At 25.9% G+C, this 19,546-nt stretch carries 16 protein-coding genes; 15 read left to right on the top strand and 1 reads right to left on the bottom strand.

Features of this window, described 5'->3' with window-relative positions:
• The first annotated feature begins 53 nt into the window (after window positions 1-53).
• Together tsf and LW893_RS07185 are read left to right on the top strand one after the other, a co-directional pair.
• Entirely contained in the window at window positions 54-1,124 is a 1,071-nt protein-coding gene (gene tsf / locus LW893_RS02775; RefSeq protein ID WP_233055696.1) for a translation elongation factor Ts, read from the top strand.
• A gap of 278 nt (window positions 1,125-1,402) precedes the next feature.
• Window positions 1,403-1,507 (top strand): IS3 family transposase, encoded by a 105-nt coding sequence (locus LW893_RS07185; protein WP_420094853.1) that lies wholly within the window; start codon window positions 1,403-1,405, stop codon window positions 1,505-1,507.
• A 58-nt stretch (window positions 1,508-1,565) separates the two neighbouring features.
• On the opposite strand, the gene LW893_RS02770 is transcribed toward LW893_RS07185, so the two are convergent.
• Window positions 1,566-2,960, bottom strand: a complete 1,395-nt coding sequence (locus LW893_RS02770; RefSeq protein WP_233055695.1) for an MATE family efflux transporter — start codon at window positions 2,958-2,960, stop codon at window positions 1,566-1,568.
• A 219-nt stretch (window positions 2,961-3,179) separates the two neighbouring features.
• Here LW893_RS02770 and LW893_RS02765 point away from each other — a divergent pair, with 219 nt between their 5' ends.
• The 13 genes from LW893_RS02765 (at window position 3,180) to LW893_RS02705 (ending at window position 19,462) form a co-directional block, all read left to right on the top strand.
• On the top strand, window positions 3,180-4,226 hold the full coding sequence (locus tag LW893_RS02765; protein ID WP_233055694.1) for an ABC transporter substrate-binding protein: 1,047 nt from the start codon (window positions 3,180-3,182) through the stop codon (window positions 4,224-4,226).
• A gap of 41 nt (window positions 4,227-4,267) precedes the next feature.
• Complete coding sequence (locus LW893_RS02760) at window positions 4,268-5,914, top strand: ABC transporter permease (protein WP_233055693.1); 1,647 nt, start codon at window positions 4,268-4,270, stop codon at window positions 5,912-5,914.
• Complete coding sequence (locus LW893_RS02755; protein ID WP_233055692.1) at window positions 5,886-6,830, top strand: ABC transporter ATP-binding protein; 945 nt, start codon at window positions 5,886-5,888, stop codon at window positions 6,828-6,830. The genes LW893_RS02760 and LW893_RS02755 overlap by 29 nt, the downstream gene beginning before the upstream one ends.
• Window positions 6,831-6,936: 106 nt before the next feature.
• Complete coding sequence (gene cdaA / locus LW893_RS02750) at window positions 6,937-7,881, top strand: diadenylate cyclase CdaA (protein WP_233055691.1); 945 nt, start codon at window positions 6,937-6,939, stop codon at window positions 7,879-7,881.
• Entirely contained in the window at window positions 7,862-9,106 is a 1,245-nt protein-coding gene (locus LW893_RS02745) for a YbbR-like domain-containing protein (RefSeq protein WP_233055809.1), read from the top strand. Before cdaA ends, LW893_RS02745 begins: the two co-directional genes overlap by 20 nt.
• A gap of 57 nt (window positions 9,107-9,163) precedes the next feature.
• Entirely contained in the window at window positions 9,164-11,416 is a 2,253-nt protein-coding gene (locus LW893_RS02740) for an ATP-dependent helicase (protein ID WP_233055690.1), read from the top strand.
• Window positions 11,417-11,418: 2 nt separating this feature from the next.
• Window positions 11,419-13,401 carry an NAD-dependent DNA ligase LigA gene (gene ligA, locus LW893_RS02735; protein ID WP_233055689.1) on the top strand — a complete coding sequence of 661 codons (1,983 nt, stop codon included), beginning with the start codon at window positions 11,419-11,421 and terminating at the stop codon, window positions 13,399-13,401.
• A 17-nt stretch (window positions 13,402-13,418) separates the two neighbouring features.
• Entirely contained in the window at window positions 13,419-14,477 is a 1,059-nt protein-coding gene (locus tag LW893_RS02730) for a hypothetical protein (protein WP_233055688.1), read from the top strand.
• Window positions 14,478-14,561: 84 nt separating this feature from the next.
• Window positions 14,562-14,768: a 50S ribosomal protein L28 gene (gene rpmB / locus LW893_RS02725; protein WP_009372827.1), complete on the top strand. Its 207-nt coding sequence runs from the start codon at window positions 14,562-14,564 to the stop codon at window positions 14,766-14,768.
• A 235-nt stretch (window positions 14,769-15,003) separates the two neighbouring features.
• Complete coding sequence (locus LW893_RS02720) at window positions 15,004-16,224, top strand: NAD(P)/FAD-dependent oxidoreductase (protein WP_332908903.1); 1,221 nt, start codon at window positions 15,004-15,006, stop codon at window positions 16,222-16,224.
• A 2-nt stretch (window positions 16,225-16,226) separates the two neighbouring features.
• Window positions 16,227-16,883: a (d)CMP kinase gene (cmk, locus tag LW893_RS02715; protein WP_233055686.1), complete on the top strand. Its 657-nt coding sequence runs from the start codon at window positions 16,227-16,229 to the stop codon at window positions 16,881-16,883.
• A complete protein-coding gene (locus LW893_RS02710; RefSeq protein ID WP_233055685.1) occupies window positions 16,876-17,463 on the top strand; it encodes a lysophospholipid acyltransferase family protein in 588 nt (195 codons plus the stop codon). Before cmk ends, LW893_RS02710 begins: the two co-directional genes overlap by 8 nt.
• Window positions 17,444-19,462: a bifunctional 4-hydroxy-3-methylbut-2-enyl diphosphate reductase/30S ribosomal protein S1 gene (locus LW893_RS02705; protein ID WP_233055684.1), complete on the top strand. Its 2,019-nt coding sequence runs from the start codon at window positions 17,444-17,446 to the stop codon at window positions 19,460-19,462. Before LW893_RS02710 ends, LW893_RS02705 begins: the two co-directional genes overlap by 20 nt.
• The last annotated feature ends 84 nt before the right edge of the window (window positions 19,463-19,546 follow it).

The following is a 19,546-nucleotide window of genomic DNA, read 5'->3' as shown; positions in this document are numbered from 1 at the left end:
ATTTTTAATATTTATCCTTACCTTATTTTTATATAATATTATAGGAGGGTTTTATGGAAATTACTGCAAAATTGGTAAAAGATTTAAGAGAAACTACTGGTGCTGGAATGATGGAATGTAAAAAGGCACTACAAGAAGTTAGTGGAGATATGGAAAAAGCTATTGAATTTTTAAGAGAAAAAGGATTAGCTAAAGCTGCAAAAAAAGCAAGCAAAGTTGCTGCTGAAGGTTTAATAACTTTAGTTATTGATGAAAACAACACTAAAGCTGCTCTTACTGAAGTAAATTCTCAAACAGATTTCGTTGCAAAGAATGAAAACTTTGTAGCATTAACAAAAAAAGTAACAGAACATGTTTTTGATAATGAATTAAAGAACATAGATGAATTAAATGCATCAAATATAGATGGAACTAATTTTGAAGAATTCTTAAAATTACAAATATCATCAATTGGAGAAAATATTGTAGTTAGAAGATTAGCATTTGCTAAAGCTTGTTGTGAAAATAGTATTGTATGTGGATATGTTCACTTTAATAAAAAAGTTGGTGTTATTCTTAAAGCTAATTGTGATAGCGAAGCTACAAAGAAAGGTGCAAAAGAATTATTACAAAATATTTGTATGCATATTTCAGCAATGAAACCACAATATTTAAGCTATAAAGATTTAGATGCTGATTTCGTTGAAAAAGAATATTTAGCTCTAAAAGGTTCAATTGAAAAAGAAAATGAAGAATTAGTAAGACTAGGAAAACAATTAAAGAGAATTCCAAAATATGCTTCAATGTCTCAAATTACTGATGAAGTTTTAAAAGCTGAAGAAGAAGAATTAAAAGAAGAATTAAAGAGACAAGGAAAACCAGAAAAAATTTGGGATAAAATTTTACCAGGACAAATCGAAAGATTTATCCAAGACAATACTTTAATTGACCAACAATATGCTTTATTCAGCCAACAATATGTTTTAGATGATAGCAAAACAGTTTTAGACGCTGTTAATGATAAAGCTAAAGAACTAGGTGGAAATATTGAAATAGTAGAATACACTAGATTCGAAGTAGGTGAAGGACTAGAAAAGAAAGAAGAAAACTTTGCTGAAGAAGTTGCTAAACAAATGGGATTATAATATCTTTTAAAGGCAGTGGAAAATCACTGCCTTTTTTTATTATACTGTATAAAAATTAAAAGGTTATGAATATGATATGAACCCCTAAATCCGGACAAAGGATTTGGGATTTTTTGAATGTCAAAATATGATACAAGTATAAAAATAAAAGTAATTAAAGAATATAAAAAAATATTAGCCAATCTGTATTACCAAAAAAATATAAGATACCACAAACAACTATTTCAAATTGGATAAAAATGTTTTATGGAGAAAATTATTCTTCGTATGAAAAATAAATAGAAGATATAAAAAAGTATATTAAATGGTATAATACGAAAAGAATTAAGGAGAATTTAAAAGGAATGTATCCTATTAATTATAGATTACATTCCTTTGAATAATTTATTTAACTATCCGTATTTTTGGATTCACTTCAATATTCCTAACCTTTTTTTATATTTATCTATAAAATGAACCTTCTTGCCATCCACCTTGTAAGTATATGAAATGAGCAATTATTGATACTAAAACATTTGAAATTGCCATTGCAAGCCATATGCCAGTTGCTCCATATCCAGTGAAATTTTTAAAAATTAAAATTAATGGTAATCTTATTATCCAAAGTCTTATCATGTCAATAAGCATTGAATATTTACTATTTCCAGATCCTTGGAATAGTCCTTGATAAACAAAAAACATATTTAACATTACTAGAGTTATTAAGGTGTAGAACATATAACTATCTGCTTGTTTCATAAGGACAGAGTCTTTTGGTGCGCTTATGAAGAATGATAAAATTTCGAATCTAAATATAAAGCTTATAAATGCAATTATTATAGACATAATAATAACTATAATTGATGCCTTTTTAAATGTTTCTTTAACTCTTTCAATATTGTGGTTTCCAATATTTTGACCAATTATTGAAGTTATTGCTGAACCTATTCCGCCAGGTGGTATATTTAATAGACCACTTATTCTATTAACCATTCCATATGCTGCAACAGTTTCAGTTCCATAGCTTTGAATGAATGAGTTCATTATTATAAATCCTATTGAACTTCCAACTTGTCCCAAAACAGAAGGTAGAGTAATTCTATAAATTCTTTTTAATATTGATCTTTCCCATTTTATGTATAGAAGACTGTTAAGATTTAATTTAATTAAATCTTTATTAAATCTTAAGTGAATAAATCCAACTACAAACATAATACCTTGAGTTAAAACAGTTGCTAATGCAGCACCTTTTACTCCAAGACCTAAACCTGGTATTGAAGTGAATGGAATTACATCAAATATAAAAATTGGATTTAAAATCATATTCAATATTACACATATTGCACTTATCATTGTTGGAATTGCATTTTTTCCTTGAGCAGACAATACTGAAGAATATATGTAATATAAAAATATAAATGGAATTCCTAAATAACTATATTGTAAGTAAATAATACTATATTTAGCAAGGTCTCCAGTTGCACCCATTAAATTAACAATAAGTTCTGCACTTACAAATCCTAATATCATAAACATAATAGAAAATATTAATGAAATATTTATTAATGTATCTGCATATTTTTGTGCATTAGTATAATCTTTTCTTCCAAGTAATTGTGAAATCAAAGATATAGCAGCAATTGAAAGCCCAATACCTATTGAATTAAATAAAAATACAACTGGCCATGTAAAACTAGTCGATGCAAATTCTGCTGTACCCAATTTTCCAAGCCAAAAAGCATCAGCCAATGAGTATAATTGTTGGATAAAATTATTTAATATAATAGGAATGGATATTATTGCAATTATTTTGTAGATATTTCCGTGTAAGATCATTTCACTACGTTCTTTTTTCATATAATTCCTCCCTAAAAAATATTCCTTTATTATATTCCACAAAAAATATATAATAAAACAACTTTATTAAAATATATATTTATATTATATCATATTTATATTTTTAAGCATAAAAAAATATTGATAAATATTAAATTTATGATATAATATTATTGGTTGTTTTTTTACAGCTTATTTTTCATAGTAAAGATAGTTATGAAAAAAATTAAGGAGGGAATTATGAAAAAATCAAGATTTTTATCTTTGGCACTAGCTGGTTTAATGTTAGTTGGTTGTCAACCAAAAAAAGCTGAAGAAAAGAAAGAAGAAAAGAAAGTAGAAGCTACTAAAACTTTCGAAGGTAAAACATTAAATGTTGTTGCAACATCAGAAAAATACAAAAAACTTTTTGATAAGTTTGCTGAAGAAACTAAAGCTAAAGTTGAGTTTCTTTCAATGTCAAGTGGGGAAGTTATTGCTAAGATTAAAGCAGAAGGTGGAAAACCAAGTGCTGACGTATGGTTCGGTGGTGGAATTGATGCTTTTATGAAAGCAAAAGAAGATGGTCTTTTAGAAATGTATAAACCAGAAGGATTCGATAAAATTAAAGAAGGATTCAAAGATAATGAAGGATATTGGATTTCTAAAGGTGTAACTGTTGTAGGATTTTTAGTAAATAATAAAATTTTACAAGAAAAAGGACTTGAAATTCCTAAAACTTGGGCAGAAATTGCAGATCCAAAATATAAAGATGAAATAATCATGGCAAATCCTGCTGTATCAGGAACAAGTTATGCAAATGTTAAAGGTCTTATTGACTTATATGGCGAAGAAAAAGCATGGGAATATTTCAAAAAATTAAATGATAATGTTAAATTCTATGGTAAAAGAGGAAAAGATCCTCAAGAAAAAACTGTAGCTGGAGAATTTGGAATTGGTATTATTCCAATTGATAAATCTGCTTTTGATGTTGCTGAAAAAAATAATTTAACAGCAATTTATCCAGAAGATGGATTATGTTGGGTACCAGAAGGTGTTGCTATTTTTAAAAATACTCCAAACCTTGAACTTGCAAAAGCTTTTGAAGATTTTATCTTAAGACCAGAAAATCAACAATTAATTGCTGAACTTGATGGAAAAGATGGAGCTCAAATGGTTATTGATGGTACTAAAGGTTTTGAATTAGGATTACCAAAAGATAAATTCATTAAAGAAGATATTGAAAGTTTTGGAAAACAAAGAGATGCTATCCTTAAAAGATGGGCAGAATTAACACAAGGAAAATAAAAAAATGGGAGAGTAATCTCCCTTTTTAATTAATATAAGTTATGAAAAAATATTTTAAATTTATAGATAGACTTATAATTTTTACTTTAGTTTTTTGTTTATTTACTTTTATTTTATATCCTTTTTTAAAGGTTTTCGTTTCGACATTTTTTTATGATGGTAAATTTACTTTAGAAGGATTTTCTTTTTTAAAAACACAAAGTAAATTATTATATAATTCTATATTTGTAGCTTTTTTTGCTACTATTATTACAACTATTGTTTCTGTTTCTATAGGTATTTTTTGTTTTAGCATTAAGAATAGTATAAAGAGATTAATTTCATTTGTATTAATGATTACGATGATTTCACCACCGTTTGTTTCTTCCCTAGCGTATATAAAACTTTTTGGACGTAGGGGATTTATTACACATGATATTTTTAATTTATCATTAAATGCATATGGTTCTTTTGGAATTATATTAATGCAAAGTATTGGATTAATTTCACTTAGTGCTCTTATGATTATTTCAACTCTAGATAGTATAGATAAGGAACAAATTAATAGTGCTAGATCTCTAGGGGCTAAAACTAATAATATAATATTAGATATAATGTTACCTCAATTATTACCAAGTATTAAGGTTGTTGCAATATTAAGTTTTATAAGAAGTATAGCTGACTTTTCAACACCATTAATTATAGGTGGATCTTTTGAAACATTAGCTTCAAGATCTTACAATGTATTTATTTCTGATGGAAATATAGTTCAAGCGGGTGCGATGAATATAGTACTTTGTATTCCTGTTATTTTTACATTTATTTTTTATATAAAAAATTCAAAAATTGTTTCGAATACAAACTTTGGATCAAATCTTTCAGAGGTTGGAATTGAAAAAAAGGGAACAGTTTTTTATTTAGCTGTTTTTCTATCTTCAATTTTCCTAATTTTATTAGTTTTACAATATAGTTCAATTATTATTTCTGCATTTACTGATTATTCAAAGGGTAAATTATATTTTACTTTTGAACATTTTGCTGATATTAGGGATCATATAGATAAGACAGTTTTTAGAAGTATTTATTATTCGCTTATTTCTGCTTTTTTTGGAAGCTTAATTGGTTTGTTACTTCAATACTATATTCATATAAGAAAAGTTAAATTTTTAAGGTTATTTGACTTTATAGCCACAATGCCATATATGTTACCAGGTACATTTTTTGGAATAGGTTATATATTAGCTTTTAATGAATATCCAATTTATATTACAGGTACTGCACTGATTGTAATTTTAAATGTTACTTTTAAACAGTTACCTTTTTCAACAAAAGTTTTTAGTTCAAGTTTAGAAACTATAGATAAGAATCAGATTTTAAGTGCAAAAGATTTAGGTGCTAATGAATTCTTTATTTTTAAAGATGTAATATTATCACATACTAGAAGTAATTTTGTTATAAGTATGATAAATGGATTTAATAGTACTATGACAACAGTAGGTTCAATTATTTTTATTGTATATCCTGCACAGAAAGTTCTGACTTTAGTTATGTTTGACGTTATAAACAGTGGAAAATATAATACAGCATCAGTTTTAGCAATTATTATTATACTTATTTGTTTAATTTTTAGTTTGCTATTTATGTTTATAAATTATATTTTAGATAAATTAGGAGATTTTTATGTTTTTAGAAGTAAAAAATTTAAATAAAATTTATGGTGAAAAAGAAGTGCTAAAAGATGTTAATTTCTCTTTAGATGAAGGAAATATTCTATGTATATTAGGACCATCAGGTTGTGGAAAAACAACTATTTTAAATTCCATTGGAGGTTTTATTAAAAATAATTCTGGGAAAATTTTTTTAAATGGAGAAGATATAAGCTCTTTAAATCCAGAAGATAGAAATATATCTACAGTTTTTCAATCTTATGGATTATTTACAAATAAAAATGTCTTAGAAAATGTTGCTTATGGTTTAAAATTTAGAAGTGTAAAAAAACAAGATAGAATCAATAAATCACTAGAAATTCTTAAGATTGTTGGTCTAGAAGGTTATGAATATAGAAAAGTTCATGAACTCTCTGGAGGGCAAAGGCAAAGAGTTGCATTAGCTAGAAGTTTAGTTATAAGTCCACGACTTATTTTACTCGATGAACCATTTTCAAATCTTGATAAAAATTTAAGAATTACAATGAGAAATGAAATTAAAAAATTAGTAAAATATTTTAAAATGACTACAATACTTGTTACACATGATCAAGAAGATGCTTTTACTATGGCTGATAGAGTTATTTTGATGAATGAAGGAAAAATTATTCAAAATTCTACTGTTACAGAATTATACAATTCTCCTAATAGTGAATTTTCTCTATCTTTTATTGGTAACTCAAATAAACTAGATAATGATAATTTTATAAGGCCAGAAAAAATAAAAATAGTTGATTATAAAACAGATAATTTTGCAGAAATTATTTCTAAACAATTTAGAGGATCTTTTATTGAATATCAACTAAAATTAAATAACAAATCCAATATTTTAAAAGTTATTGAGTTAAATACAGGTAAAGAAAAAAATATTGGAGACAATGTTTACATTGAATATGAATTACAAAAACTTTCAAATTAATTGAAAGTTTTTTTATTGAATCTTAATAATAATCAAATGTTGAATTTTAGTTGATATTATATTATAATTATTATGTATAATATTAAAATTAGGAAGATGTGATTTTATGTGGTTTGATAAATTATTTTTTCTGTTATCTACAATTAGGATATCAGATATTTTAGATATATTTATAGTTAGTTTTATGTTTTATAAGTTATTTGTTTTAATTAGAGGAACTAGAGCAACACAACTTATAAAAGGTATATTATTTATTTTTATCGCTTCTAAACTAAGTGAATTTTTTAAGCTTTATACTATAAGCTGGATTTTAAATAATGCTGTTACTGTAGGGTTTATAGCTATATTAATAGTATTTCAACCAGAACTTAGAAGAATTTTGGAACATATTGGTAATAATAAGCTTTTAAAGCCAGTTAATTTTGAGGTAGCAACAGGAAATGCAAAAGGAATAGAAGAACTTGTAAAAGCAACTTATTCCTTAGCAGATAAAAAAATTGGTGCTTTAATGGTTTTAGAAAGAAAGACAGGTCTTAGAGATATAATTGAAACAGGTATTTTGTTAAATTCTGATATATCTTACGAATTATTAATGAATATATTTATTCCAAATACTCCTTTACATGATGGAGCTGTTGTTATAAGTCATGATCATATTATTGCAGCATCTTGTTTTTTACCACTAACTGATAGTAAGGAAATTTCAATGGAACTTGGAACAAGGCATAGAGCTGGGATAGGGATATCAGAAAAATCTGATGCAATTGTTATTGTTGTTAGTGAAGAAACTGGTCATGTTTCTATCTGTGAAAAATCATCAATAAATAGAAATGTTTCAAAAGAATTCTTATTAAATTATTTAGTTGAAAATTTTGTAGTTGAAGAAAAATCAACTAATTCATTTAAAGAAATGATTCAAAGTTTATTTGAGACTAAAGAAATTGTAAATAAAGAAGAATTAAAACAAGAAGTTAAGAAAGAAATAATGGAAGATATAAAAGAAGAAGTTAATGAAATAGTTGAAAATCAAGGTGATAAAGTTGTTAAATAATATAAATTTAAAAAAAATAGTAGAATCAATTAAAAAAGATTTTAAATTAAAATTAATTTCATTGGCTGTTGGAGTTGTGATGTGGTTTCTTGTGATTGGAGGAGTAAATCCTGTGGTAACAAGACACTTTTATGATGTTCCTATTAGTTTTAAGAATCAATCGGTTTTAGAGTCAAAAAAACTTATAAGAATTAGTCCTGAAAATCCAACGGTAACAGTTACTATTACAGGAAAAAGAAGTGATGTTTATTCTGTAAATAAAAGTGATATTGTTGCTGAAGTTAATTTACAAAATGCAACAACATCTGGAGCTCATAGAATTTCTATAAATTTTAAAGTTCCATATAATGTACAATTTAAATCGTCATCTGAAAGTGAATTATTAGTAACTTTGGATGAGGAAATAAGTAAGACATTTAAAGTAGAAGTTGAGACGGTTGGCCAGATTAAAAATAAAAATCAGGTTATCTCAAAGAAGGAACCAGCTGATACTGAAGTTGTTGTTAGTGGACCTGTATCTTATGTAAATAAAGTAAAGAAAGTTCTTGGAGTTGTAGATGTAACGAATAAGGATAGTGATGAAGTTGTATTAACAAAAATTATTCCTGTTGATGAAACTAATCAAGAAGTAAAAAAAGTTAGTATTAGTAAGACAGATACGAATGTTTCCATAGGATTTAGAAACTTTAAAGAAGTTCCACTTAAATTAATAGAGATTAATTCTCCTCATAGTGATGTAAGAATTACGAAGAAAAATATTGTGCCGAACACTGTTTCTATTGTTGGAAATTTATCTAGTTTAGAACAAATTTCTGAAATTCAGACTAAGCCGTTTGATCTATCTCAAATAAAAGAATCAGGATCGTTTAGTGTTGGATTAGAATTACCTACTGATATAGCATTAGTTAACAATGATTTAAAGATAGTTGTTAATATTGATGTTGATAAAAAGATTGAAAAAGTATTGGAAGTCGATACATCAAAATTAGCAATTGAAAATGAATCTGGCAGAGATATTATTTTAAGAGGTTTGGTAGGCAAAGTCAAAGTTACAGTTAAAGGATATGAGTCTGATTTAGCTAATTTTGGATCAGATAATCTAGAACTTTATGTTTCTGTAAAAAAAGAAGATATTGGTAAAAATGTTCAGATTAAAGCTAAGAATATAGATAATATTGAAATTGTAAGAATTTCAAATGATATTGTTCAAGCTGTTGGAAAATAATTTTAATTAAGCAATGGTAATTCCATTGCTTTTTTATAGATGTTAATGAGGGTATATATGAATTTATTAAAAGGTTTAAATAACAAGCAATTGGAGGCAGTTGAACATTTTGGTTCTCCGTTATTAGTTTTAGCTGGTGCTGGAAGTGGAAAAACAAAAGTACTAACAACAAAAATTGCTTATGCAGTTTTAGAAAAAAATGTTAGTGAATATGAAATCTTAGCTATAACATTTACAAATAAAGCTGGAAAAGAAATGAAAGAAAGAATAGAAAATATTTTTAACAGAGATATTTCTAATATGTGGATTGGAACATTTCACTCAATTTGTTCTAAAATTTTAAGATTTAATATAGAAAAAATAGGATATTCAAATAACTTTACAATTTATGATAGAGATGATCAAAAATTAGTTTTAAAAGAAATTTTTAAACAAAATCCAACGTGGGAAACTGTACTAGGAGAATATAAAAATGCCGTTATAGGAATAATTAGTGATGCTAAAGCTAAAAATATTAATCCTAATGAGTTTTCAAAATATTTTTCTTTTGGAAACAATACTGATGTGGTAGAAAAAATTTATAAGAAATATGAAGAAATTTTGACTAAAAATAATGCATTAGATTTTGATGATCTAATTTTTAAAACTATTGAGCTATTCAAAAAATCTCCAGAAGTATTAGAATATTACTCAGAAAAATTTAAATATATATATGTTGACGAGTATCAAGATACTAATGATGCTCAATACGAAATAATAAAACTTTTAGCTTCAAAGTATAAAAATGTTTGTGCAGTGGGAGATATAGATCAATCAATATATGGATGGAGAGGTGCAAATATTTCAAATATATTAAATTTTGAAAATGACTTTCCAAACTCAAAAATAATATTACTTGAAGAAAATTATCGTTCAACACAGAAAATATTAGATTGTGCAAATGAGCTTATAAAAAATAATATAAATAGAAAAGATAAAAATCTTTGGACAAAAAAAGAGGGTGGTGACGAGATAGTTTATAAAAGTTACCAAAATGAAAACTATGAAGCTATTGAAGTTGCCCAAAATATATCTAAGTTAATATTCGAAGGTTATAATTTATCTGATATTGCTATTCTGTATCGTGCAAATTTTCAATCTTTTGCTATTGAAAATGCTTTAAGGAAAAATTCTATTGCCTATAAAATGGTTGGTGGACTTAAATTTTACGATAGAAAAGAAATTAAAGATATACTAGCTTATCTTAAGTTAATAGCTAATCCTAAAGATGATAATGCTTTTAGAAGGATAATTAACTATCCAAAACGTTCTATAGGTAATGTTAGTTTACAAAAACTTGAAGATTTTTGCTATTCAGAAAATATAAGTCTTTTTGATGGACTTTTTAGAAATGAATTTCTAGAATCTATAAGTAATAAATTAAGAACAGAATTTGAAAATTTTAGAGATTTAATTTTTGGATTTATTACTTGTGTTAATGATACAGATATTGAAATTTTAGTTAAGGAACTTTTAGATTCTATTAATTTTTTTGAGTATTTAAGAGAAAATGAAAGTAAAGAATATGAAAAAAAAGCTGAAAATATTGCCTTATTTTTAGAAGAAATATCAAATAATTATAAAGCAGTTAAACTATTGGAATATCTTGAAACAAATAGCCTTTTATCTGATATTGATAAGACTGAAGATTTGAATGAAACAGTAACATTAACAACTATTCACTCTGCGAAAGGGCTAGAATATAGGGTAGTTTTTATAATAGGAATGAATGAGGGAATATTTCCTAGTGAAAGATCAATAAAGGAAAGAGATGATGGACTTGAAGAGGAAAGAAGACTTTTTTATGTTGCTATTACTAGAGCTAAAGAAAAATTATTTATATCATCAACAAAAAGCATGACTATGTATGGAAAATTAAATCTTTATAGAGTTTCAAGTTTTGTTGATGAAATTATAAATTTTGTAGATGATAAAACAATTAACCTAGATAATAATTATGATGAAGATAGGATTTCTACTTCTAGAATAAGAAATGATGCTTATACGGATTACTCTAGAACATATATATCAAACTCAGATATAGGAAGAACAAAATTAGATAAACCTTTAAATCACTATGAAAAAACTAATAAGACCGCTTCTAAGGATTTATATAAAGTTGGAGAAAAAATCATGCATGAAAAATATGGTTTAGGAACTGTAATTAAATGTGACAAAGCTGGATCAAAAGTAATGCTTATGGTTGCATTTGATGGTGAAGGAATAAAACTATTTGACCTAAAAAAAGATAAACGTATAAAGAGGGTTTAAATATGGATAAAATGAAAAATATTGTTGAAAAGTTAAATCTGTGGGCTTATCAGTATTATACATTGGATGAGCCTACCGTTAGTGATGCAGAATATGATAAATTATATGATGAACTTCTAAAATTGGAAAAAGAAACAGGTATAATTTTACCAAATTCGCCTACACAAAGAGTTGGTGGTGAAGTATTGGAAAAATTTGAAAAACATACACATTTAAAAGAATTATATAGTTTACAAAAGGCTCAAAGTTTTGAAGAACTTGAGGAGTTTCATAATAGATGTACTAAACTATTAAACGAATATAATTCTATAAATAATACTAACAAAACTTTAGAGTATTTTGTTGAGTTTAAATTTGATGGGCTAACAATTAATTTAACATATAATAATGGTGTTTTAGTTTCCGCATCAACTAGGGGTAATGGCGTATATGGAGAAGAAGTTTTAGAACAAGTAAAAACTATAAAGAGCATTCCTCTTGAAATTGAGTACAAGGGCTTAGTTGAAATTCAAGGAGAAGCTATTATGCCTCTTTCAGCACTTTCTAAATATAATGAAACCGCTGACGTTCCTTTAAAAAATGCCAGAAATGCTGCTGCAGGTGCAATTAGAAATCTTGATTCAAAAAAAACTGCAAGTAGAAATTTAGATGCTTTTATTTACAATGTTGGCTTTAAGTCCGATGAACAATTCAAAACTCAAGAAGAGATGATTTCATTTTTAAAAGAAAATAAATTCAAAGTAAATGGATATGAAAAAAAATGTCTAAATATAAATGAAATTAAAGATAAAATAAATGAGATAGAAGTTTTAAGAAAAAAAGTTGATTACTTAACTGACGGTGTTGTAATTAAAGTTAATGATTTTGAGCTTAGAGACTTTTTTGGATATACAAATAAATTTCCTAGATTTGCAATAGCATATAAATTTGAAGCAGAAGAATATACAACAATATTAAAAGAAGTAGTATGGAATGTTGGTAGAACTGGGAAAGTTACTCCAACGGCAATCTTAGAGCCAGTTGAAATTGGTGATGTAACTGTTCAAAGAGCAACGTTAAATAATTATGATGATATTTTAAGAAAGAAAATAAAAATAAATTCTAGAGTATTAATTAGACGTTCAAATGATGTGATTCCAGAAATTCTTGGAACAATGGATGAAGATAATGGAAATGAGAGAGAAATTAAAATGCCTACACATTGTCCGTTTTGTAATAGTGAATTAATTAGAGATGGAGTGCATTTCTTCTGTACAAATACTCTTGCATGCACCCCACAATTAACTTCTTCGCTTGTTCATTTTTCAAGCAAAAATGCAATGAATATCGAAGGACTGAGCGAAAAGACTATTGAACTACTATACGATAAATTGGGAGTGGATAAAGTGTATAAAATATATGATTTAAAATATGGTGAACTTATCACTCTAGAAAAATTTAAGGATAAGAAAGTTAATAATTTATTAAACTCAATAGAAGAGAGTAAAAATGTAAATTTTGAGAACTTTATCTATGCGCTTGGAATTAAAAATGTTGGAATAAAAACTGCAAAAGATTTAGCTAAAAAATTTATAAATTTAGATAACTTAAGGGAAACAACTGTTGAAGAACTTTTACAAATTAATGATATCGGAGACGTTGTAGCCAATTCTATTTTTGAATTTTTTAATGATGAATATAGCAAAGATGCCTTGAATAAATTACTTGATAAAGGAATAGAAGTAATTCTGTATGAAGAAGTTTCAAAAACAGAATTTACAGATAAAAAAATTGTAATCACTGGTACTTTTGAAAATTATAAGAGGAAAGATTTAGAAGATGTCTTTTCAAAAAATGGACTTATAGTGCAATCTGCTGTCGCAAAGTCCACAGATTTTTTAGTTGTTGGTGAAAAAGCGGGTTCAAAATTAAAGAAGGCACAAGAACTTGGAATAAATATAATATCAGAAGATGAACTTGAAATATTTTTGGAGAAGATAAGATAAAAATAGGGAGGGTTATTATGGATGAAAATAACAAAAACGAAATTACAAAAGTTTTGCTAGATATTAAAAAGTTTTCAGAAGAAGAAAATAAATATTTTGATGTTGGGAAATACTCAAAGATTTCTCTAAGTGATATATCAATAGCCGGTATTATTGCTTCTTCAATAAGAGAAAAAGGACTATTTAGAGTTACTATGAAATCTGGTGGAGAATTGATGAAAGCAAAAGAAGGCGGATTTTATGGGTCTGTTTTAAAGGATGGTAAAATTGTAGAACAGGCTAGATTAATTCCATCAAATATAAATTATACAATTATATTTGTTGCAATTGTTTTAAAGTGTATTGATAAAAAATTGGATACTATCCAAAGAACTCAAAAAGAAATATTAAATTTTTTAGAACAGGATAAGATATCACAACTTAAAGCAGATTCAGATATTCTATTAAAAAGTTTAAAAGATTTTTATTATAATTATGATAAAGAAATATTTAAAAATTCTGAAATTATTATGATTAATGATATTTATAGAAATTCAAGTAAAGATATTTCATTTTATAAATGGAAAATAAAAGATTTTTTTGCAAATAAGAAAAAAATGAGTCTTAATGAAAAAATTTTTGAAATTAATAGAATTTTTGGAGCATACAGGTTAGCACTATATAATTATTCTTTTTCTTTATTTTTAAAAATTTTATTTATTGAAAATGTTAATTTAGAATATTTTAATGAACATATTAAAAATATAGAATTTGAATCTAGAGAATATAAAAATATATATGGTGAACATTATGATGATGTAAAGAATATTATTGATAAAGATAACTATATAGGTAAAAAAGTTTCGGAAATTTTCAATGAATTTAGTAAAAAAATTAACAGTTCGATAGATTTTTTTAATATATCAGATGATAAAAAAGTACAATATATGGTTGATAATTTTATAAATGTAAATAGGTTTAGTGGAATAGAAGTTTTTTCAGATAGACTTAGAAAAATAGCAAAAATGTATAATGAGCCAATAGAACTTGTTTATAAAGATAATAATTTGTATATTGAAAATAAATATTATGACTAAATAATTTTTTTAAGACTTGCAAATGCAAGTCATCTATGGTATAATACTAATGTTAAATATGAGTATGTAAAAGGAGGTATGAAAATGTCAAAAAGATGTGCAATTTGCGATAAAACAAAATTATTTGGAAATAAAGTAACTTTCTCACATAGAAAGAGCAGTAGATCATGGGGAGCAAACATCAGAAAAGTTAGAGTTGTTGTTGACGGTTCTGTAAAGAGAATTAATGTTTGTACTACATGTTTGAAGAGTGGTTTTGTTGAAAGACCTTCATTTACTTCAGCTGAATAATTATTTATAAAATTTTTAGGAAGATATTTATCTTCCTATTTTTTTGTTTAGTTATAAATATAAAAAATTTTTACAAGAGAAATTTTATATGATAATATATAACATATTTTTACATTTTACTAAAAATATATTAAATGTAAAAATTCAAAAATTAAATAACAAAAAAATTTGACTAATTGCAAAAAATATTTTATACTTATATGAGTTAAATTATTAAGTTCAAGGTAGTGATTTTATAAAAATAGCAGTTATTGGTGCAGGTGCATCAGGTATTATGAGTGCGATATTTTCGAAGAATGAGAATAACGATGTATTCTTATTTGATGGAAATGAAAAAATTGGAAAGAAAATATATATTTCCGGTAAGGGAAGATGTAATATAACAAACTCAAAAGAGATTTATGAGTTTTTTGATGAAATTAATAGTAATAAAAATTTTTTATATAGTAGTTTATATTCATATACTAATGAAGATATACTAAAATTTTTTAACGATAATGGCTTAGAAACAAAGGTTGAAAGAGGAGGAAGAGTTTTTCCACTTTCTGATAAATCTAGCGATGTAAATAAAGCCTTAGAAAAAGCGTTAAACTCAAAAGGTGTAAATATAATTTTAAATACTGAAATTGAGGATGTAAAACTTGTAGGAGAAAAATTTAAATTAGTTTGTAATAAAGATTATGGCCTTTTCGATAAAGTTGTATTTGCAACTGGTGGAAAATCTTATCCATTTACTGGTTCTAGAGGTAAAGGTCATGAGATTTTAAAAAGATTAGGTCATACGATAACTGATTTAAAAGCAGGACTAGTAGGTATAGATGTAAAAGAAAAAGTTAGAAAATATTCAGGTGTTAGTTTAAAATTTGTAGATTTTAAGATATATAATACAAATCATAAACTAATTCATTCGGAATTTGGTGAATTGCTTTTTACACATACTGGATTTAGTGGACCAATTGTTTTAAAGTCAAGTAAGTATTTTGATAATTCAAAAGATTCTATTGTTTCTATTGATTTAAAACCTAAGATTAATCATCATACTTTAGATCAAAGATTACTTAGAGAATTTGATCAAAATAAGAATAAGTGTTTAAAAAATGTATTATCTAATGTATTAATTGGTGCAATGGTTGAGCTAGTACTAGAAAAATCTGCTGTTAATGGTGAAATTAGTGTAAATCAACTAAGCAAAGATGATAGAAAGAAATTAGTAGAAACAATTAAAAATTTAGAATTTAATTTTAATAGTTTAAGACCTTTAAGTGAAGCTATAATAACAATTGGGGGAGTTTCAGTTAAAGAAGTCAACTCTTCAACTATGGAGAGCAAACTAATTAAAAATTTATATATTGTAGGGGAACTTTTAGATGTTGATGCAAATACTGGTGGGTACAACCTAACAATTGCTTTTTCAACTGGACATTTAGCAGGAGTTTCTTGTATAGAAGGAGAGTAAATATGGATTATATTATAGCAATAGATGGACCATCAGGTGTTGGAAAGAGTACAATAGCAAAAAAACTTTCTAAGATATTAAAAATTAATTATATTGATACTGGAGCTATGTATAGAGCTATTGCATACAAGGTTATTTCTAATAATATTTCTTTAGATGATCATGATAAGATTAAGAAGATACTTGAAGATACAGATTTTACTTATAAATCTAATTATCTTTATGTAGATGGAGTAAAGCTTGGTAAAGAAATTAGAACTGATGAAATTTCTAAGGGAGCATCAGTTGTTTCAAGTTATGATTATGTAAGAAATCATTTAGTTTCACTTCAAAGAAAAATTGGTATGGAAGGAAGCTGTGTATTAGATGGTAGAGATGTTGGTACAGTAATTTTTCCTAATGCAGATTTTAAATTTTATTTAACTGCATCTTCAAAAGAGAGAGCAAAAAGAAGATTTTTACAAAGTGAAAGAAAAAAAGGTCTTAATTTAGAGCAAGTCAGAGAAAGTATTGAAAAAAGAGATTTTGATGATATGAATAGATCTGCTTCTCCTTTAAAAAAGGCAAAAGATGCAATTGAAATAGATTCTACAAATAAGACTTTAAAAGAAACTATTTTAGAATTTTTATCATATATAAGAGGCGAAAATAATGTATAGGTTTTTAGTTTCAATAGTTTCCGTTTTAGTTAATCTTATTTATAGGGTTAAAATTAATGGAATTGAAAATTTAAAAGATGATCAACCTTTTATAATTAGTGCAAATCATATTCATATTTTTGATCCGGTTATCCTAGCAACATTAACTAAGAGACAAATATTTTTTCTTTCAAAAAAAGAACTTTTTGAAAAAAAATTATTTGCTAAGTTTTTTGGGAAGTTGGGAGTAATTCCTATAGATAGAGATAATACTGATATAAAAGCTATAAAATCTTGTTTTAGAGTCATTAGAGATGGAAATATTCTTGGTATATTTCCAGAAGGAACTAGAGTTAAAACAATTGATATAAATAATATGAAAAAGGGAGTAGCGCTTATTGCTTTAAAAAATAAAGTTAATATTTTACCGATTCATATAGAAGGTACCTATAGAATTTTCTCTAAAATAACTGTTGATATATATCCTATGATTGAAATTAATAATTTTGAAAATATGGAAGATTCGGAGGCAATTGATAAATTAACAGAAGAATTATTCAATCAAATTTATCAAGTAAAATATGGAAATACTAATAGCTAATAATGCTGGTTTTTGTTTTGGAGTTAAAAGAGCTGTAAAATTAGCTGAAAAAACTTTAAATGAAAATAAAAATAATGAAAAGGTGTATTCTTATGGTGAGTTAATTCATAATCCTCAAGTTGTTCAAAAATTTGATAAAAAAGGACTTAAGATTATTAATGACTATGAAAAAGAGGATAAAGGAACTATAGTTTTACGTTCTCATGGAATACATCCAAGTATTAAGGAAAAAATGATAAACTTAGGGCATAAATGTATTGACTGTACATGTCCAGTTTTATTAAATATATACAGAAAAATTGAAAAAAAAGTAAAAGATGGTTATGAAATTATTATTATTGGAGATGAAAATCATCCAGAAATAAAAGCAATGGTTGGCTATTGTGGTGATAAATATTGTGTAATTAATACCAAAGAAGAAGCTGAAATGATAAAAAATAAAAAAAATTTATATATTATTTCACAAACGACAAATTTAGTAGAGAAATTTTTTCAATTTTCTGATATAATAAAAGATAGAAATGAAAATGTTATAATTGAAAATACAATTTGTGATGCAACTTCAAAAAGACAAAATTCTTGCGAAGAAATTTCTAAAAAAGTAGATTGTATGATAGTTATTGGGGGATACAGTAGCTCAAATACAAATAAGCTTTATGATGTAGCTAAAAAGCATTGTAAAAATGTATATAGAATTGAGACATTTTTAGATTTACCATTGAAAGATATGGTAAAATATAAGAAAATAGGATTAACCGCCGGCGCTTCAACTCCGGATTGGTTAATAGAGGAGGTAGTTGAAGGTATGGAAATTTTAAGCAAGGATGAATTTATGGAACAAATAGAAGGGAGTATTAAGAAAATTTATCCAAGAGACATAGTGAAAGGTACTATAATTTATGTTACTGAAACTGAAGTTATGGTAAATATAGGTTATAGAAGTGATGGGATTATTAAACTTGATGAGTTATCTTCTGACATTACTAAAAAACCTAAGGACTTATTCCATGAAGGTCAAGAAATTGATGTTTATGTAATTAAACTTGATGACGGAGAAGGTAATGTTGTTTTATCAACTAAAAGAGTTGAATCTCTAAAAGATTGGCAAAATCTTGTTGAAAAATTCAATAATAAAGAGTTGGTAGAAGCTGAAGTAGTAAAAGAAGTTAAAGGAGGCCTATTAGCTACTGTTGATGGTATTAATGCTTTTATTCCTGCAAGTCATATTACAACTAGCTTCGTAAAAGATTTTACACCATATATTGGAAAGAAAATTGAATGTGAAATAATCAGTTTAGATGAAAGAAAGAAAAAAGTTGTTCTTTCAAGAAGAGAAGTTGAACAAAAAGAACTTAATGAAAAATTAGATTTAGCTTGGAGCAAATTATCTGTTGATGATGTTTTAACTGGAACAGTTAGAAAATTAACTGACTTTGGTGCATTTGTTAACTTAGGAGATGTTGATGGATTAATTCATGTATCAGATATATCTTGGAATAGAATTAAGAAACCTTCTGATATTTTATCTGTAGGAGATGAAGTAGAAGTAGTTGTATTAAAATTAAATAGAGAAAGAAATAGAATTTCTTTAGGATTAAAACAATTGACAAAGAAACCTTTTGAATTATTTTTAGAAAATAATGCAGTTGGTGATGTTGTATCAGGAACAGTAATTAATTTAGTTGATTTTGGTGCATTTGTTAAATTAAAAGAAAATGTTGAAGGATTAGTTCATATTTCTCAAATTTCTCATGATCATATTGAAAAAGCAGCTGATGTTTTAAATATTGGAGATGAAGTTGAAGTTAAAATAATTAATATTGATGAAGAAAATCAAAAAATTTCTTTATCTATTAAAGAGCTTCTTGAAAAACCAGTAGTAGAAGTTGTAGAAGAAGAACAAGAAGAAGTTGTTATAGAAGAAGAACAAGAACAAGCAAAATTTGAAAATCAAGAATTAGACAATTCAATTGGAGCATTGCTTGATATAGAATTATAAAAATTTAAAATATTTTAAAAGCTATCGTTAAATCGATAGCTTTTTTATTATTGTGAAACAACAAGGTTCCCGAAAACCAATCCG

Origin of the sequence: Parvimonas micra (genome assembly GCF_021300775.1) — a bacterium.
Taxonomy (GTDB): Bacteria; Bacillota; Clostridia; order Tissierellales; family Peptoniphilaceae; genus Parvimonas.
Note: the sequence above shows the minus strand (reverse complement) of the source record. Positions and strands in the feature narration are given on the sequence as shown.

Bases quoted from the DNA above. Each gene is read 5' to 3' on its own strand.
- tsf (WP_233055696.1), top strand. From the start codon at position 54: ATGGAAATTACTGCAAAATTGGTAAAAGATTTAAGAGAAACTACTGGT.
- LW893_RS02770 (WP_233055695.1), bottom strand. From the start codon at position 2,960: ATGAAAAAAGAACGTAGTGAAATGATCTTACACGGAAATATCTACAAA.
- LW893_RS02765 (WP_233055694.1), top strand. From the start codon at position 3,180: ATGAAAAAATCAAGATTTTTATCTTTGGCACTAGCTGGTTTAATGTTA.
- LW893_RS02760 (WP_233055693.1), top strand. From the start codon at position 4,268: ATGAAAAAATATTTTAAATTTATAGATAGACTTATAATTTTTACTTTA.
- LW893_RS02755 (WP_233055692.1), top strand. From the start codon at position 5,886: ATGTTTTTAGAAGTAAAAAATTTAAATAAAATTTATGGTGAAAAAGAA.
- cdaA (WP_233055691.1), top strand. From the start codon at position 6,937: ATGTGGTTTGATAAATTATTTTTTCTGTTATCTACAATTAGGATATCA.
- LW893_RS02740 (WP_233055690.1), top strand. From the start codon at position 9,164: ATGAATTTATTAAAAGGTTTAAATAACAAGCAATTGGAGGCAGTTGAA.
- ligA (WP_233055689.1), top strand. From the start codon at position 11,419: ATGGATAAAATGAAAAATATTGTTGAAAAGTTAAATCTGTGGGCTTAT.
- LW893_RS02730 (WP_233055688.1), top strand. From the start codon at position 13,419: ATGGATGAAAATAACAAAAACGAAATTACAAAAGTTTTGCTAGATATT.
- rpmB (WP_009372827.1), top strand. From the start codon at position 14,562: ATGTCAAAAAGATGTGCAATTTGCGATAAAACAAAATTATTTGGAAAT.
- cmk (WP_233055686.1), top strand. From the start codon at position 16,227: ATGGATTATATTATAGCAATAGATGGACCATCAGGTGTTGGAAAGAGT.
- LW893_RS02710 (WP_233055685.1), top strand. From the start codon at position 16,876: ATGTATAGGTTTTTAGTTTCAATAGTTTCCGTTTTAGTTAATCTTATT.
- LW893_RS02705 (WP_233055684.1), top strand. From the start codon at position 17,444: ATGGAAATACTAATAGCTAATAATGCTGGTTTTTGTTTTGGAGTTAAA.